The sequence below is a fragment of the Streptomyces sp. NPDC046716 genome (assembly GCF_040645755.1).
In the GTDB taxonomy this organism is placed as follows: Bacteria; Actinomycetota; Actinomycetes; order Streptomycetales; family Streptomycetaceae; genus Streptomyces.
In genome coordinates this window covers 1-15,754 of record NZ_JBEYYU010000063.1, presented here as the reverse complement: position 1 = coordinate 15,754, position 15,754 = coordinate 1, and the positions used below count along the sequence as shown (strand labels likewise).

The 15,754-nt window shown below is 71.7% G+C and carries 10 protein-coding genes; 3 read left to right on the top strand and 7 right to left on the bottom strand.

Annotated elements, in window-relative coordinates:
* Positions 1–7: 7 nt before the first annotated feature.
* Complete coding sequence (locus tag ABZ930_RS33770; protein ID WP_361556605.1) at positions 8–1,759, top strand: glycoside hydrolase family 6 protein; 1,752 nt, start codon at positions 8–10, stop codon at positions 1,757–1,759.
* Positions 1,760–1,879: 120 nt separating this feature from the next.
* Positions 1,880–2,791, top strand: a complete 912-nt coding sequence (locus ABZ930_RS33765) for a class I SAM-dependent methyltransferase (RefSeq protein WP_361556602.1) — start codon at positions 1,880–1,882, stop codon at positions 2,789–2,791.
* 70 nt (positions 2,792–2,861) lie between these two features.
* On the opposite strand, the gene ABZ930_RS33760 is transcribed toward ABZ930_RS33765, so the two are convergent.
* The 7 genes from ABZ930_RS33760 to ABZ930_RS33730 form a co-directional block, all read right to left on the bottom strand.
* Positions 2,862–3,653, bottom strand: a complete 792-nt coding sequence (locus ABZ930_RS33760; protein ID WP_361556674.1) for an aldo/keto reductase — start codon at positions 3,651–3,653, stop codon at positions 2,862–2,864.
* Between the two features lie 94 nt (positions 3,654–3,747).
* Positions 3,748–4,497, bottom strand: coding sequence for an ABC transporter ATP-binding protein (locus ABZ930_RS33755; RefSeq protein WP_361556599.1), 750 nt, complete (start codon positions 4,495–4,497; stop codon positions 3,748–3,750).
* Entirely contained in the window at positions 4,494–7,160 is a 2,667-nt protein-coding gene (locus ABZ930_RS33750) for an ATP-binding cassette domain-containing protein (RefSeq protein WP_361556596.1), read from the bottom strand. Before ABZ930_RS33750 ends, ABZ930_RS33755 begins: the two co-directional genes overlap by 4 nt.
* Before the next feature lie 22 nt (positions 7,161–7,182).
* A complete protein-coding gene (locus tag ABZ930_RS33745; RefSeq protein ID WP_361556593.1) occupies positions 7,183–8,436 on the bottom strand; it encodes an ABC transporter substrate-binding protein in 1,254 nt (417 codons plus the stop codon).
* Between the two features lie 88 nt (positions 8,437–8,524).
* Complete coding sequence (locus tag ABZ930_RS33740) at positions 8,525–10,831, bottom strand: FdhF/YdeP family oxidoreductase (protein WP_361556591.1); 2,307 nt, start codon at positions 10,829–10,831, stop codon at positions 8,525–8,527.
* Positions 10,832–10,907: 76 nt separating this feature from the next.
* Positions 10,908–12,734: a long-chain fatty acid--CoA ligase gene (locus ABZ930_RS33735; RefSeq protein ID WP_361556588.1), complete on the bottom strand. Its 1,827-nt coding sequence runs from the start codon at positions 12,732–12,734 to the stop codon at positions 10,908–10,910.
* Positions 12,735–12,989: 255 nt separating this feature from the next.
* Entirely contained in the window at positions 12,990–14,474 is a 1,485-nt protein-coding gene (locus ABZ930_RS33730) for an MFS transporter (RefSeq protein ID WP_361556585.1), read from the bottom strand.
* 130 nt (positions 14,475–14,604) lie between these two features.
* Between ABZ930_RS33730 and ABZ930_RS33725 the strand changes: the two genes are divergently transcribed.
* The gene (locus ABZ930_RS33725) at positions 14,605–15,579 is read left to right on the top strand and encodes an Lrp/AsnC family transcriptional regulator (protein ID WP_361556582.1); all 975 of its coding nucleotides are present in this window, start codon (positions 14,605–14,607) and stop codon (positions 15,577–15,579) included.
* The last annotated feature ends 175 nt before the right edge of the window (positions 15,580–15,754 follow it).

Below are 15,754 nucleotides of genomic sequence, written 5' to 3'. Positions count from 1 at the left end.
CCCCACCATGAGCCGTACCGTGAACAGCCGTACCAGACTGAGAGGCAGCACCGCGCTCGCCGCGGCGCTCGTCCTCTCCGGGGCCGCCTGCGTCGGCACCGCCGTCGCCGCCCCCGACAGCGCCGCCGCGGCCGCCTGCACCGTGGACTACAAGGTCCAGAACCAGTGGGACACCGGCTTCACCACCTCCGTCTCCGTCACCAACAACGGAGCCGCGGTGAGCAGTTGGAACCTCACCTGGTCCTTCGCGGGCAACCAGAAGGTCAGCAGTGGCTGGAACGCGGACATCTCCCAGTCCGGCACCGCCGTCACCGCCAAGAGCCTCTCCTACAACGGCACCCTCGCCACCGGCGGCTCCACCTCCTTCGGCTTCAACGGCACGTACAGCGGCACCAACGCCGTGCCCACCGCGTTCAAGCTGAACGGCGTCACCTGCAACGAGGGCTCCACCGACCCGACGGATCCGACGGACCCGACCGATCCCACGGACCCGACCGACCCGAGCGGCCGCGTCGACAACCCGTACGCGGGCGCCAAGGTCTACGTGAACCCCGAATGGAAGGCCAAGGCGGCCGCCGAGCCGGGCGGCAGCGCGATCGCGAACCAGCCCACCGGCGTCTGGCTCGACCGGATCGCCGCGATCGGCGGCGTCGGCGACGGCATGGGCCTGCGCGACCACCTGGACGCGGCCCTCGCCCAGAAGGGCAGCAACGAGGAAGTCGTCCAGCTCGTCGTCTACGACCTGCCCGGCCGCGACTGCGCCGCGCTCGCCTCCAACGGCGAACTCGGCCCGAACGACATCGACAAGTACAAGAGCGACTTCATCGACCCGATCGCCGCGATCCTCGCCGACTCCAAGTACGCGGGCCTGCGCATCGTCACGACCATCGAGATCGACTCGCTGCCCAACCTCGTCACCAACGTCAGCGGCCGCCCCACGGCCACCCCCAACTGCGACACCATGAAGGCCAACGGCAACTACCAGAAGGGCGTCGGCTACGCCCTCGACAAGCTGGGCGCCATCCCGAACGTCTACAACTACATCGACGCCGGCCACCACGGCTGGCTCGGCTGGGACGACAACTTCGGCGCCTCCGCCGAACTGTTCAAGACGACCGCCACCAGCAACGGCGCGCAGCTGTCCGACGTCCACGGCTTCATCGTGAACACAGCGAACTACAGCGCCCTCAAGGAGGACCACTTCGGCATCGACGACTCGGTCAACGGCGTCTCGGTCCGCCAGTCCAAGTGGGTCGACTGGAACCGCTACACCGACGAGCTGTCCTACGCCCAGGCCATGCGGACCAAGCTGGTCTCGCTCGGCTTCGACCAGAACCTCGGCATGCTGATCGACACCTCCCGCAACGGCTGGGGCGGCTCGGCCAGGCCCACCGCGGCGGGCGCCAAGACCGACGTGGACACGTACGTCGACGGGGGCCGCTACGACCGCCGCATCCACCTCGGCAACTGGTGCAACCAGTCCGGAGCCGGTCTCGGTGAACGTCCGCAGGCCGACCCCGCCACCGGCATCGACGCGTACGTGTGGATGAAGCCGCCGGGGGAGTCGGACGGTTCCAGCACCGCGATCGACAACGACGAGGGCAAGGGATTCGACCGGATGTGCGACCCGACGTACACCGGTAACCCGCGCAACAACAACCACATGTCCGGGGCGCTGCCGAACGCTCCGGTGTCCGGGCACTGGTTCTCCGCCCAGTTCCAGGAGCTGCTGAAGAACGCCTACCCGCCGGTCCAGTAGGCCGCGGCCCGCGGGCCCCGCTTTGCGCTTTCGGCAACTCGACTTGCCCGGCGCGGCGGGGCCCGCGCACGCTGGACGTACCACCGGCACCACAGCGGGACGAAGGGCGGCGACGCACACATGGCACACGGCCACGACCACGGGCACGAGCAGGGCCACGGGCACGGACACGGTCACGCGCACGAGCACGCGAAGGACATGGACTGGTCCCAGATGATCCCGCACCTGGAGCGCGGCGCGGAGGTCTACGCCCCCCTGTACACCGAGGCCCTGTCCTGGCTGCGCGCGTCGCGGCCCGGCGGCACCGGCCTGATCGTCGACGCGGGCGCGGGCCCCGGCGCGATCTCGCTGCAACTGGCGACGGCGTTCCCGGACGCGCGGATCATCGCAGCCGACCCGGAGGAGGCCCTGCTCGCCCGGGCCACCGAGCGGTTCGCCGCGGCCGGTCTCGCCGACCGCACGGGCACCCTGCGCGTGGAGCTGCCCGACACGGTGGACGAGCTGCCGGACGCCGACCTGATCTGGGCGGCGCGGTCCCTGCACCACGTCGGCGACCAGCGGGCCGCGATCGCCGCGCTCGCCGACCGCCTCAACCCCGGCGGCACCCTCGCCCTCGTCGAGGGCGGCCTGCCGCTGCGCAGCCTGCCCCGCGACTTCGGCTTCGGCCGGCCGGGCCTGGAGACACGGGCGGACGCCATCGAGGACGAGTGGTTCGACGCGATGCGCCGCTCCCTGCCCGGCGCCGAGCAGCACGTCGAGGACTGGCCGGCCCTGCTCACCGCCGCCGGCCTGAAGGGCGCGCGGTCCCGCACGTTCCTCCTCGACCTCCCGGCGCCTCTGTCGGCGGCCGGCCGCGAGATGCTGGTCGACATGTGGCAGCGCCGCCGCGGAGTCTTCGAGGAGGCACTGGCCGCCGACGACATCGCGGCCCTCGACCGGCTCCTCGACCCGGAGGACGAGCTGGGCCTGCACCGCCGCGAGGACGTGTTCCTGCTGGTGGCGCACACGGTGCACATCGCCGTGAAGGGCTGACACGACAGGGCCCCCGGTGCGGGCACACGAAGTGCTCGCGCCGGGGGCCCCGTGCGTCCACGGCGGGAGATCAGCTGACGTCGAACTCCGCCGGGTTCGCGCCGAGCCGCCGGTCCTCGTTGAGCGCCGAGATCGCGCCGAGGTCCTCGGTGTCCAGCTCGAAGCCGAACACGTCGATGTTCTCCGCGATGCGCGACGGCGTCACGGACTTCGGGATCACCACGTTGCCCAGCTGGACGTGCCAGCGCAGGACGACCTGGGCCGGTGTACGGCCGTGCTTCTGGGCGATCGCGACGATGGCCGGGACCTCCAGGAGACCCTTGCCCTGGCCGAGCGGGGACCAGGCCTCGGTCGCGATGCCCAGCTCCGCGTGCCGCTCGCGCGAGACGCGCTGCTGGAGGTGCGGGTGCAGCTCGATCTGGTTCACCGCGGGGATGACCGAGGTCTCGACGGTCAGCCGGTCCAGGTGCTCCGGCAGGAAGTTCGAGACGCCGATGGCCCTGGCGCGGCCGTCCGCGTAGATCTTCTCCAGCGCCTTGTACGTGTCCACGTACAGGTCCTTGGAGGGCAGCGGCCAGTGGATCAGGTACAGGTCCACGTGGTCGAGGCCCAGCCTGGCCAGGGACTGGTCGAAGGCGCGGAGCGTCGCGTCGTGGCCCTGGTCCGCGTTCCACAGCTTGGTGGTGACGAAGAGCTCCTCGCGGGGCACGCCCGACGCGGCGATCGCCCTGCCGGTGCCCTCTTCGTTGCCGTAGACCGCGGCGGTGTCGATGCTCCGGTACCCGGCCTGAAGCGCGGTCGCGACGGCCCGCTCGGCCTCGTCGTCCGGCACCTGCCACACGCCGAAGCCGAGCTGGGGCATCTCGACGCCGTTGTTCAGGATGATCGGGGGAACCTTGCTCACGAGGTGTCGTTCCTTCGGGTCGAGTCAACAGTCGTACGGCCATCGTCAACGATCACGGCCGTACGCGCATTCCTGAATCCCGCCGATTCTGCTCCGCTCCCAGGTACGCCTCACGCACCCTGCGGTCCGCCCGGACCGTCTCCGGGGCGCCCTCGGCGAGCACCGCCCCGAGGTCCAGGACCACGACCCGCGAGCACAGCTCCATCACGAACGCCACATTGTGCTCGACGAGCAGCACCGCGCACCCGGACTCCTCCGCGAGGCCGCGCACCACGGACGCGAGCAGCTCCCGCTCCCCGGCCGTCATGCCCGATGCGGGTTCGTCCAGGAGCAGCACCCGCGGGCGGTCGGCGGCGGCCCGCGCCAGTTCCACCATGCGGGCCCGGCCGACCGGCAGCGTGCCCGCCCAGGTGCCGGAGACGTCGGTGAGACCGCACGCCGCCAGCAGTCCGTCCGCGTGCCCGGCGTCCGCCCCGCCGCGCCGCCACTCCTGCGCGACGCGCAGATTGTCCGCGACGGTGAGCTGTCCGAACAGCTGCTGGCGCTGGAACGTGCGGCGCATTCCGTGCCGCGCCCGCCACACGGGGGAGCGGCGGGTGATGTCCGTGCCGTCGAGCAGCACCCGGCCCGCGTCGGGCCGCCGGATCCCCGAGACGACGTCGAAGAAGGTCGTCTTGCCCGCGCCGTTCGGGCCGATCAGACCGCACACCTCGCCGGCCGCGAGCCGCAGGTCCACGCCGTCGAGGGCGCGGACGCCGCCGAACCGCACGCCGACGCCCTCGACCTCCAGTGCGTGACTCATGAGCGCTCCGCCTCCCTGGCCGCGGCGATCCCGAGGTACGCGTCGGTGAGCCGCTCCGTCTCGACCTGGGCGCGCGGCCCGCACCAGGTGACCCGCCCCTGCGCGAGATACGCCACGGTGTCCGCGACGCCGAGGATCTCCGACGCCTTCTCCTCCACGAGCAGCAGTCCCGTGCCCGCGTCGCGGAGTTCGGCGAGCAGCCGGTACACCTCGTCGACGACGCGGGGCGCGAGCCCGAGCGACGGCTCGTCCGCGATCAGCACGCGCGGCGGGGCGTGCAGCAGCGGCGCCAGCGCGAGCAGCTGCTGTTCGCCGCCGGAGAGCGAACCGGCGGCCACCTCGCGCCGGTCGGCCAGCCCGGAGAAGCGGTCGTACACCGCCGACCGGTCCTTCCTGAGCGGCAGCCGCAGGGCGAGGTTCTCGTCGACCGTGAGGGACGGGAAGATGCCGCGGCCCTCCGGCGCCAGTACCACTCCGGCCCGCGCCCGGCGCACCGCCCCCTGCCGCCCGGCCGCGGCCCCGGCGACGTACACCTGTCCGTGCGCCGGTACCAGCAGGCCCGCCGCCACCTTGCACGTGGTCGACTTCCCGGAGCCGTTGGGCCCGAGCAGCGCCACGATCTCTCCCGGGCGCACGGTGAGGCCGACGCCCTGGAGGACCGGTGCGCCGTCGTATCCGGCCCGTACGTCGACGAGCTGGAGCGCGGCATCCGGATCCGGGCCGCCGCCGGAGACCGGCGCCCCGCTCACCGTGACGGTCTCGCGGCGCCGGTGCCTGCGCACGGAGAACGCCGCGCAGTACCCGTCCGGGTCGTTGGCGAGCGCGAGACCGGCGAGGCCGAAGAGGATCACCGGGAGCTGCGCCGACTCGGTCACGTAGTCGCTGATGAGATGGGGGACGACGGCGAAGGTGAGCCCGGCGACCACCGCGAACTGCGGCCGCCGCACCCCGGCCGCGACCACCACCGCGAGCCAGATCAGCCCGGTCATCGCCGTGAAGTCGGTCGCGGTGATGCGGGTGTTGTACGACGCGTACATCACGCCGCCGAACCCGGCGAGCCCCGCCGAGAGCGTGAACAGCAGCAGCTTGGTGCGGACGACGGACACCCCCGACGCCATCGCCGCCGCCGGTGCCGAGCGCACCGCGAGCATCGCCCGCCCGGCCCGCGAGCCGCGCAGCGCGCCGAGCCCCGCCACGGCCGCGGCGCACAGCACCAGCATCGCCACGCCCATCGCCCGGTCGTCACCCAGGTCGACGGGTCCGATGACGGCCCGGGGGATCTCCCACCCGGTGTCGCCGTTGCGCAACCAGCCCATCTGGAACAGGACCTGGTCGGCGAGGAAGGCGAGGGCGAGTGTGGCCAGCGCCAGCGAGCGCCCGCCCAGCCGCAGCGCGGGGAGCGCCACCAGGGCGCCGAGCACGGCCGCCGCGCACGTGCCGATCAGCGCCGCCCCGAGGAACGGCACTCCGTGGCTCATCAGCAGCCCGGCGACCAGTGCCGCGCCCGTCACGAAGGTGGCCTGCGCGAGCGAGACCATCGCGCCGAGCCCGGTGACCACGGTGAACGACATGAACACCAGGGAGATCGCCAGGCCTTGGGCGAGGATCCCGCTCCAGAAGGGCGTCGTGACGGTGTAGAAGGCGAGGCCCAGCAGCACGCCCGCCACCGCCCACGGCCCCCACCGCCGCGCCCACGACTTCCCCGCCAGATAGTCCACGGGCGGCGCGTCCACCGCGGCCGTGCCCGCCGTGCGCTGCCGCCGGGTGAGCAGTAGCAGCCCGGCGAACAGGATCAGGAACGGCACCGCCGTCCGGAACCCGGTGATCTTCTCGGCGAACGACGCGTACCCCGCGACCAGGTTCTGCAGCACGCCGAGCGCGAGCCCGCCCGCGAAGGCGAGCGGCACGGACAGGAACCGGCCCAGCACCGCGGCCGTCGCCGACACGAACAGGAAGAGCGTGAAGTCGTGCGAGGAGAGGCCGAGCAGGGGAGTGGCGAGCACCCCGGCGAGCCCCGCGAGGCCCGACGACAGCATCCACGCCACCGACGAGAGCCGGTCCGCGCTGAGCCCGCGCAGCTCGACCAGGGAGCGGTTGTCGACGGTGGCCCGCAGCCGGAGCCCCAGCGTCGTGCGGCGCAGCAGGATCCACAGGCCCAGCGCGACGACGGCGGTCGTCACCCAGGTGATCAGCTGGTCGGAGTCGATGCCGACGCCGTCCATGAGCGGCCAGTTCTTCGCGGGGCTCGGCCCGACCCCGGGCAGCCCGAACTGGTTCTCCGCGGGCAGCACGGCCGCCCCCGCGTCGTCGAGGAGTTCGACCGCCCACAGGCCGAGCGCGGGCAGCGCCACGAGGAGCCCGATCGTGGCGACGATCTGCGCGGTCTCCCCGACCCGGGCCAGCTTGCGGAACATCAGCCGGTCGAGTCCCCAGCCCAGCGCGGGCGCCACGACCAGGACGAGCAGCAGCGCGGTGGGCACCGCGGGCCAGCCGAAGCCCGAGTGCAGCTCGTAGAAGGCGAGCGCGCTGAGATAGGCGGTGGCGCCGTGCGCGAAGTTGAACAGTCCCGACGCCGAGTAGGAGAGCACGAGCCCGGTGGCGAGCAGCGCGTACAGCGCCCCCGACACGAGCCCGCTCAGGACGAAGGCAAGCAGGTCGGTCATGCGGACACCCCTTCAGGCGGACCTACTTGAACGGGATCGGCTCGTAGCACTTGAACGGCGACGACACCGTGTACGCCCCGCCCTTGAGCTGCACCAGCGCTCCGCAGCCGAACGACTCCTTCTGCCCGGCGGGCAGCCGGCGGTTCCCGACCAGCGTCCCCGAGTCCGAGAACCCGTTCGCCGCCTTCTGGAACGACGCCACGGTGAGGTCCTTGCCGGCCTTCTGCGCGACGGCGAGGAAGAGGTCGGCGCTCATGTACCCGGTGACCATGTGCATGTTCAGCGGGACCTTCTTGCCCGCGGCCTTCTCGATGTCGGCCTTGAACTGCTTCATCTTCGGCGACGCCGACTCGAACGGCTCGAAGGACAGCAGCACGTGCACGCCGTCGAGCGCCTGCTTCGTCGCGCTCTTCGCCAGCAGTCCCGGGTCGTAGTCCGTCGGATCGGTGAGCACTCCCTTGAAGCCGGTGCGCTTGACGGCCGTGAACAGCCCGATGTTGTACGGGGTCTGCATGACGGAGACGACCACGTCCGGCGCCTTGCCGCCGTCGCTGCGCAGCAGTTCCTTCGTGTACGCGGACCAGTCGCTCGGCACGGACGTCGCGGGCACCGACGCCTTGGCGTACGTCACCTTGTAGCCCGCCGACGCGAACGACTGCCGGTAGGTGCGGATGGCGAAGGTTCCCGCGTCGTTGTCGTTGGCGAGGATCGCGACGGTCTTCCCCTTCGAGCCGTCGGTGACGTTCTTCAGGCCCTCCGGCCAGGTCTGCGAGATGGTGCCGCCCGGCATCGGCACCATGCAGCCGCCGTAGCCGTAGATGTAGGTCGGCCCGCAGAACGAGGGCAGGGTGCCCCAGCCGAACGTCGGCACCTTCTGCTTCTGCAGGAAGTCGGCGCCGGAGAACGTCACCGAGCTCATCGGCGCGATCGCGAACACCTTCTCCTGCTGGACGAGTTTGCGGGCGGCGGCCAGGTTCTTCGCCGGGTCCTGCCCGTCGTCCTCCGCGCCCAGATAGTCGATCGTGCGGCCGCCCACCCCGCCCTCGGCATTGGCCCGCTCGAAGCGGGCCTTCGCGCCCAGGTCGGTGTCCTTCTTGCTGTAGCCGCTCGCGGTCGTCATCGAGACGATGCCGCCGACCTTGATGGAGTCGTCGCTCACTCCCCGTACCGAACTGCCCTTGCCGTCCGGCGAGGAGCTGGTGGCGGTGGAGTTGCAGGCGGTGGCGAGCAGGAGCGCCGCCACAGTGGCGGTGATGGCGCGGATCGGTCGCGACACGGTCGGGCCCCCTCCGTCGAAGTGAGGGTGATTCTGTGTCCGACCTGATGAACCGTCAATAACTGACGCATCGGTAATTGATGAACCGTCAGTTCCGTTGTCGCCGCACCTCGACCGCCAGGTGCTTCATCAGCGGCTGATCGCTCTGCGGGCTGAAGTCGCCGATCGCGCACAGGACGTTCAGCTCCGGCATGTAGCCCACGGCGCAGCCGCGCGGCACGTCGTACGTCACCGCACGGTAGCCGTGCACCGACCGCCGTGAACCGTCCCGCGCCACCGAGGTGATGTCGACGAGGTCCATGTCCGCCAGACCGCGCTCGCGCATGTCGTCCGCGTTGAGGAAGACCAGGGTCCGCAGGTTGCGCACGCCCCGGTAGCGGTCGTCGGAGGAGTAGATCGTGGTGTTCCACTGGTCGTGCGAGCGGACCGTCGCCAGGGTCAGCAGGCCCGCGCCGGGGCTGGGGTCCGGCAGCGCCGCGAGCGAGAACCCGGCCCGCCCGGACGGCGTCTGGAAGATCCGCTCCCGGGCCGGCTGGCGCAGCCGGAACCCGTGCGGGCCGCGCACCCGCCGGTTGAAGTCCTCGAACCCGTCCAGCGCGCGCTGCATGGTGTCGCGGATCCGGTCGTAGTCCCCCGTGTACTCCTCCCAGGGCGTCGCGGAGTCGGGCAGCGCGGCCCGCGCCATCCGGGCGATGATCGCCGGCTCGGAGAGCAGGTGCGACGACGCGGGCCGTTTCATGCCCCGCGACAGGTGCACCATGCTCATCGAGTCCTCGACCGAGACCGCCTGCGGCCCGGCCTCCTGAAGGTCCTTCTCGGTGCGGCCCAGGCACGGCAGGATCAGCGCCCTGCGCCCGTGCACCAAGTGCGAGCGGTTCAGCTTGGTGGACACCTGGACGGTCAACTCGCAGTTCCGCAGGGCCTCTTCGGTGTACGTGGGGTCGGGGGCGGCCCGCACGAAGTTGCCGCCCATGCCGACGAACACCGTCGCCTCACCGGCGTGCATCGCCTCGATGCCGCGCACCGTGTCCAGGCCCGGCTCGCGCGGCGGGTCGATGCCGCACGCCTCGGCGAGCCGGTCGAGGAACTCCTTCTTCGGGCGGTGGTCGATGCCGCAGGTGCGGTTGCCCTGCACGTTGCTGTGCCCCCGGATGGGGCAGGGGCCCGCGCCCTCCCGCCCGATGTTGCCGCGCAGCAGCAGGACGTTGACGATCTCCCGGACCGTGTCGACTCCGTGCTCCTGCTGCGTGATGCCGAGACACCAGCTGATCACCGTGCGGTCGGAGCCGAGATACACCTCGGCGGCCTTCTCCATGGCGTCGCGGCTCAGACCGCTCGCCGCCTCCAGATCCGCCCACTCGGTCCCCGCGCACAGGTCCCGGTACGCCTCGAACCCTTCCGTGAAGCGGTCGAGGAACTCCCGGTCGACCGCCTTCGGGTCCCGCTCGGCGCGCTCCAGAACGTGCTTGGCGATGCCGCGCAGCAGGGCGAGGTCGCCGCCGATGCGCGGCTGGAGGTTCAGGGTGCCGGTCCTGGTCGCCTTGAAGGTCGCCATCGCGGCGAACTCGTGCGGCACGATCGTGCGGCCCGCGGCCGCCTCCACCAGCGGGTTGATGTGCACGATCTGCGCGCCGCGGTCGTAGGCGTGGGCGAGGGTGGTGATCATTCGGGGGACGTTCGACGCGGCGTTCACGCCCATCACGAACAGCGCGTCCGCCTGGTCGAGGTCGTTCGGGTCGACGGTGCCCTTGCCGGTGCCGAGCGCCGCGGTCAGCGCCCGGCCGCTCGCCTCGTGGCACATGTTCGAGCAGTCGGGCAGATTGTTGGTGCCGAACTCGCGGGCGAGGAGCTGATAGAGGAACGTCGCCTCGTTGCTCAGCCGGCCCGAGGTGTAGAACAGCGCGCGATCGGGGGAGTCCAGGCCGCGCAGCGTCTCGCCGACGGTCGCGAAGGCGGTCTCCCACGACACCGGCACGTAGTGGTCGGTCCCGGCGTCGTACGCGAGCGGGCCGACAAGACGGCCCTGGTCCTCCAGATCGAAGTCCGGCCACGTCGCCAGCTCGGTCACCGTGTGCCGGGCGAAGAACTCGGCGCCCGCGCGCTTCGGCGTCATCTCCCAGGTGGAGTGCTTGATGCCGTTCTCGCACAGGTCGAGCGTCAGCCCGTGCTGGTCGTCGGGCCAGGCGCACCCCGGACAGTCGAAACCGCGGTCCGGGTGGTTCATGGTCGTCATGATCCGCGCGCTGTTGACCGGCTCCTTCGCCTTCGCCAGCACCTTGCCCACGGACTTCGCCGCTCCCCAGCCCGCCGTGGGGTGGTGGTACGGCGTGTGCGAGGGTTCGCCGCCGGACGGCCCGTAGCCGCCGCTGGGGGTCGCGGGGGGTGCGCTGCTCATCGTTCGGCCTTCCGCAGGTTCCGGGTGCCTCACTGACGAACGTACGGGAAGGTCCGCCTCCGTGCCTGCCGGGCGGTCAGCCGCGGTAGAGCGCCTCGACCTCCGCCGCGTAGGCCGTCTCGATCGCCTTCCGCTTCAGCTTCAGGGACGGCGTGAGCAGGCCGTGCTCCTCACTGAACTGGTGGGCCAGTATCCGGAAGGTGCGGATCGACTCGGCCTGCGAGACCAGGGTGTTCGCGGCCACGACCGCGCGCCGCACCTCCATCTCCAGGTCCGGGTCGCGCACCAGCTCGGCCGGGTGCATCATCTGTTTGCCGCGCATGCCCAGCCAGTGCTCGACGGACTCCGCGTCGAGCGTGACGAGCGCGGCCACGTACGGGCGGTCGTTGCCGACGACGATGCACTGGGCGACCAGCGGATGGTCGCGCACCCGCTCCTCCAGCTGCTGCGGCGAGACGCTCTTGCCGCCGGAGGTCACGAGGATCTCCTTCTTGCGGCCGGTGATCGTCAGATAGCCGTCCTCGTCGAGCGCGCCCAGGTCACCGGTGGCGAGCCAGCCGTCGTGCAGGGTGCCGTCGGTCGCCTTCGGGTCGTTGAGATAGCCCTGGAAGACGTTGCCGCCGTAGAGCCACACCTCACCGTCGTCCGCGATGTGCACGGTGGTGCCCGGGATCGCCTGGCCGACCGTGCCGTAGCGGGTCTGCTCCGGCGGATTGGCGGTGGCGGCGGCGGTCGACTCGGTCAGACCGTAGCCCTCGTAGATCGCGACGCCCGCGCCGGCGAAGAACAGGCCGAGCCTGCGGTCCATGCCGCTGCCGCCGGACATGGCGTGCCGGATCCGGCCGCCCATCGCCTCGCGCACCTTGGAGTAGACGAGCTTGTCGAAGACGGAGTGCTGCATCCGCAGCGACGCGGACGGGCCCGAGCCCGTGCCGAACGCCTTCGCCTCCTGCGCGTCCGCGTACTTCACGGCGCACTCGACGGCCTTGTCGAACGCACCCGATCTGCCTTCCTTCTCGGCCTTCCTGCGGGCCGCGTTGAAGACCTTCTCGAAGATGTACGGGACCGCGAGGATGAACGTCGGCCGGAACGCCTGGAGGTCCGGGAGGAGCGCGGCCGCGTTCAGCTGCGGCTGGTGGCCCATCTTCACCCCGCCTCGCACCGCCGCCACCTGCACCATCCGCCCGAAGACGTGCGCCAGCGGCAGGAACAGCAGGGTGGACGCCACCCGCTCCCGCTTGGAGGCGAACACCGGCTCCCAGCGCGCCACCATGGTGTCCGCCTCGAACATGAAGTTCGCGTGGCTGATGACACAGCCCTTGGGGCGGCCCGTCGTGCCCGAGGTGTAGATGATCGTGGCGGTGGAGTCCGGGGTCACCGCCTTGCGGTGCCGGTGCACCGTCTCGTCGTCGATGTGGGTGCCGGACGCGCTGACCTCCTCGACCGCGCCGCCGTCCAGCTGCCACAGCCGGTGCAGATGGGGAAGCTTGTCGATGACCGTGGCGATGGTCATCGCGTGGTCCTCGTGCTCCACCACCGCCGCCGACACCTGGGCGTCGTACAGCGTCCAGAAGACCTGCTCGGCCGAGGACGTCGAGTAGATGGGGACGACCTGGGCGCCGATGGTCCACAGCGCGAAGTCGAACAGCGTCCACTCGTAGCGGGTACGGGACATGATGGCGACCCGGTCGCCGAATCTGATGCCCTGCGCGAGCAGGCCCTTGGCCAGCGCCAGGATCTGGTCCCGGAACTCGGCCGAGGTCACGTCGCGCCACTGGCCCTCGGCGTCCTTGCGCCCGAAGGCGACATGGTCGGGGTCGTCCAGCGCATGGTCGAACACGGCGTCGGCCAGGCCGCCCACCGGCGGTGCCGACGCCAGAGCGGGGGTGGTGAACTCACGCAATGTTGCTCCTTGTGGCGCTCCGCACAGCGTCGGCGACGGTACCGGACCGCGCGCCCCGGCGGGAGAGGGTCCGTCTCACCGGTGGCGCGCGGAATATGCACAGGTCAGCCGTTTAAATGCGGCCACAAGGGAAGCGGCGGGACAGAATACTTACCTTTCAGTAAGTTTCGGTGGCGTAATCTCCCGGCGCTCTTCACCGTTCGTCATCGGTCTCCCATCCGTCTCCACCGAATCTGTACGGGGAGGGCACCGGGGTCACCGCGGCGACGGGTCCATTTCTTTGGACGGAGCGGTCGGTTCCACTATCGGCGCCTCGGGGGACCGTACCAGGACGAGCACCAGGAATCCCGCGCCGATCGCCACACAACCGGCCACCACCGAGGCGGAATTGAGCCCGTGCGCGAACGCCGTGTGCAGCGCCCGCCGCGACACCTGCCCGCGCAGCCCGTCCGCCCCGCCGCCCGCGAGCGCGTGCGCCGCCCCGCGCGGCAGCGTCCGCTGCATCCGCGAGATGACGACGGTGCCGAAGACCGCGATGCCCAGCGCGTATCCCAGCTGCCGGAACGTATTGAGGGAGCCGCCCGCCATCCCGGCCCGCCGGGGCTCCACGGCGGCGAGCGCGGCGCCCGCGATCCCGGGCGAGACCAGTCCCACGCCCACCCCGGCGAGGAGCAGTCCGGGGATCAGCGCGGTCCAGGTCGAGCCCGCGCCGAGCACCGCTTGGCAGCAGGCCCCGACGCCGACGAGGAGCAGCCCGCCGCCCACCGTGATCCGGGCCGGCACCCCGTGCAGCAGTCTGCCCCCGATGATCGCCACCACCATCGAGGCCCCCGACAGGGACAGGAAGACCAGACCGGCGTGGACCGGGCTCATCCCCAGCAGCGTCTGCAGCCACAGCGAGGTGTACGGCAGCACTCCGAACGCGGCCGCGTTAAACGCGAAGGCGCCCACCATCACCCCCACGAACGCGGGCCGGCGCAGCAGCGCGAGGTCCAGCATGGGGTGGGCGCAGCGCCGTTCGACCAGCACGAAGCAGGCCAGCGCCACGGCGGCCGTCACGAAGGAGACGACGGCACCCCGGTCGCCCCAGCCGCGCTCGCCCGCCCGGATCACGCCGTACGTCGCCGAGCCCGCGAACGCCGCGAACGCCGCCGTCCCCGTCCAGTCGATCCGCCGCTCCCTCGGCCCGCGCGACTCGGGCACATGGCGCAGAGTCAGCCACACGGCGGCGACGCTCACCGGCAGATTGACCCAGAAGATCCACCGCCAGCCCGGCCCCTCGGTGAGCAGCCCGCCGAGCACCGGCCCGATCGCCGCCGCCCCGCCGCTGACCGCGCCGAACGCGCCGAGCGCCACGGACCGCTGCCGCCCCTGGTAGACGGCGCCGATGATGGGCAGGGTCGTCGCGAACATCGCGGCCGCGCCCAGACCCTGCACGACCCGGGCCGCGACCAGCGTCGTGGGCCCGCCCGCGAGCCCGCACGCCAGCGAGGCGGCGGCGAAGACGACCACGCCGACCACGTGCACGCGCCGCCGTCCCAGGATGTCGGCGGCGGCTCCGGTGCCGAGCAGCAGGGCGGCCAGCGCCAGCGCATAGCCGTCCATCACCCATTGCAGATCACTGAGCGAGGCGTGCAGCGCGCCCGCCATGTCGGGAAGCGCGACGACGGCGATCGTCACGTCGAGCAGCAGCATGAAGGTGCCGAGGCAGACCGCTGTCAGGGGCCCCCAGGTACGCATGGTGGTGGTCACCTTTCGTCTTGATTCTCATCGAACGTCGTGGTGCTCCGTACGATGGGCGGGGGGCGGCCGACCGGCGTGATCATCCGTCCCGAAGCGACGGAATCCGACATCCAGGCGAGGTCAGGTCATGGAATCCACCCCGTTCGACGATCTGGACCTCGGTATCCTCCAGGCCCTGGAGGCGGACGGGCGGGCGCCCTTCAGTCGCGTCGCGGAGGTGCTCGGCGTCTCCGACCAGACCGTGGCCCGCCGCTACCGCAGGCTCGTCGCGGACGGCGGCCTGCGCGTCGTCGGCCTCCAGGACAGCCAGGTCCTCGGCCGCGACAACTGGATGCTGCGGCTGCGCTGCGCCCCGGAAGGGGCCGAGACCATCGCCGCGGCGCTGGCCCGCCGCCCCGACACCTCCTGGATCGGCCTGACCTCGGGCGGCACCGAGATCGTCTGCGGCACGGTGCCGCGCACCCCCGGGGACCACGACGACCTGCTCCTCGGCAAGCTGCCGCGCACCCCGCACATCGTGGAGATCAGGGCGCACCAGGTGCTGCACCGCTTCTTCGGCGGGCCCGAGGGCTGGCTGCGCAAGTACGGCCCGCTCGCCCCGGACCGCATCGCGGCGCTGCGTCCGCCGCGCCCCGCGCCGGAGCCGGTGTCGATCACCCCGGAGGACGCCCCGCTGCTGGCGGCCCTCCGCCGCGACGGCCGCGCCACCTATCCCGAACTGCAGCGCGCCACGGGCCGCTCCGAGTCGGCGGTCAAGCGCCGCCTGGGCCAACTGCTGGCGTCCGGTGCGCTGTTCATCGACGTCGAGTACGACACCGCGCGGCTGGGGTACGGGGTCACCGCGATGCTCTGGATCACCGCGGCTCCCCGCCACCTCGACGCCGTCGGGCGAGCACTGGCCGACCACCCGGAGATCGCCCACGCGGCGGCCACCGCCGGTCCGTCGAATCTGGTGGCGACGGCGCTGGCCCGCGACACGGCTGACTTCTACCGGTACGTCAGCGGCAAGCTGGGGCATCTGGAGGGCGTCGAACACGTGGAGACGGCGCCGTACCTGCGCCGCGTGAAGCAGCTGACCTACCGGCCTCCGGCCAGGGGGTAGCGGGTCGGCTGCGCCGCCGTCGTGGCTGGTCGCGCAGTTCCCCGCGCGCCCCTGAAGGCATGCGCCGCGCGCGCCTTCCCCTGGGCCCGGACGACGAGCTCAAGGAGCTGGCGGACACCTTCGACGAGATGCTCGACCGCCTGGAGCGGGCGTTCACCGCCCAGCAGCGCTTCGT

What these genes read in the sequence shown, in the direction of transcription:
- ABZ930_RS33725 (WP_361556582.1), top strand. Translation starts at nt 14,605, where the DNA reads ATGGAATCCACCCCGTTCGACGATCTGGACCTCGGTATCCTCCAGGCC.
- ABZ930_RS33730 (WP_361556585.1), bottom strand. Translation starts at nt 14,474, where the DNA reads ATGCGTACCTGGGGGCCCCTGACAGCGGTCTGCCTCGGCACCTTCATG.
- ABZ930_RS33760 (WP_361556674.1), bottom strand. Translation starts at nt 3,653, where the DNA reads ATGCCCCAGCTCGGCTTCGGCGTGTGGCAGGTGCCGGACGACGAGGCC.
- ABZ930_RS33750 (WP_361556596.1), bottom strand. Translation starts at nt 7,160, where the DNA reads ATGACCGACCTGCTTGCCTTCGTCCTGAGCGGGCTCGTGTCGGGGGCG.
- ABZ930_RS33770 (WP_361556605.1), top strand. Translation starts at nt 8, where the DNA reads ATGAGCCGTACCGTGAACAGCCGTACCAGACTGAGAGGCAGCACCGCG.
- ABZ930_RS33755 (WP_361556599.1), bottom strand. Translation starts at nt 4,497, where the DNA reads ATGAGTCACGCACTGGAGGTCGAGGGCGTCGGCGTGCGGTTCGGCGGC.
- ABZ930_RS33765 (WP_361556602.1), top strand. Translation starts at nt 1,880, where the DNA reads ATGGCACACGGCCACGACCACGGGCACGAGCAGGGCCACGGGCACGGA.
- ABZ930_RS33740 (WP_361556591.1), bottom strand. Translation starts at nt 10,831, where the DNA reads ATGAGCAGCGCACCCCCCGCGACCCCCAGCGGCGGCTACGGGCCGTCC.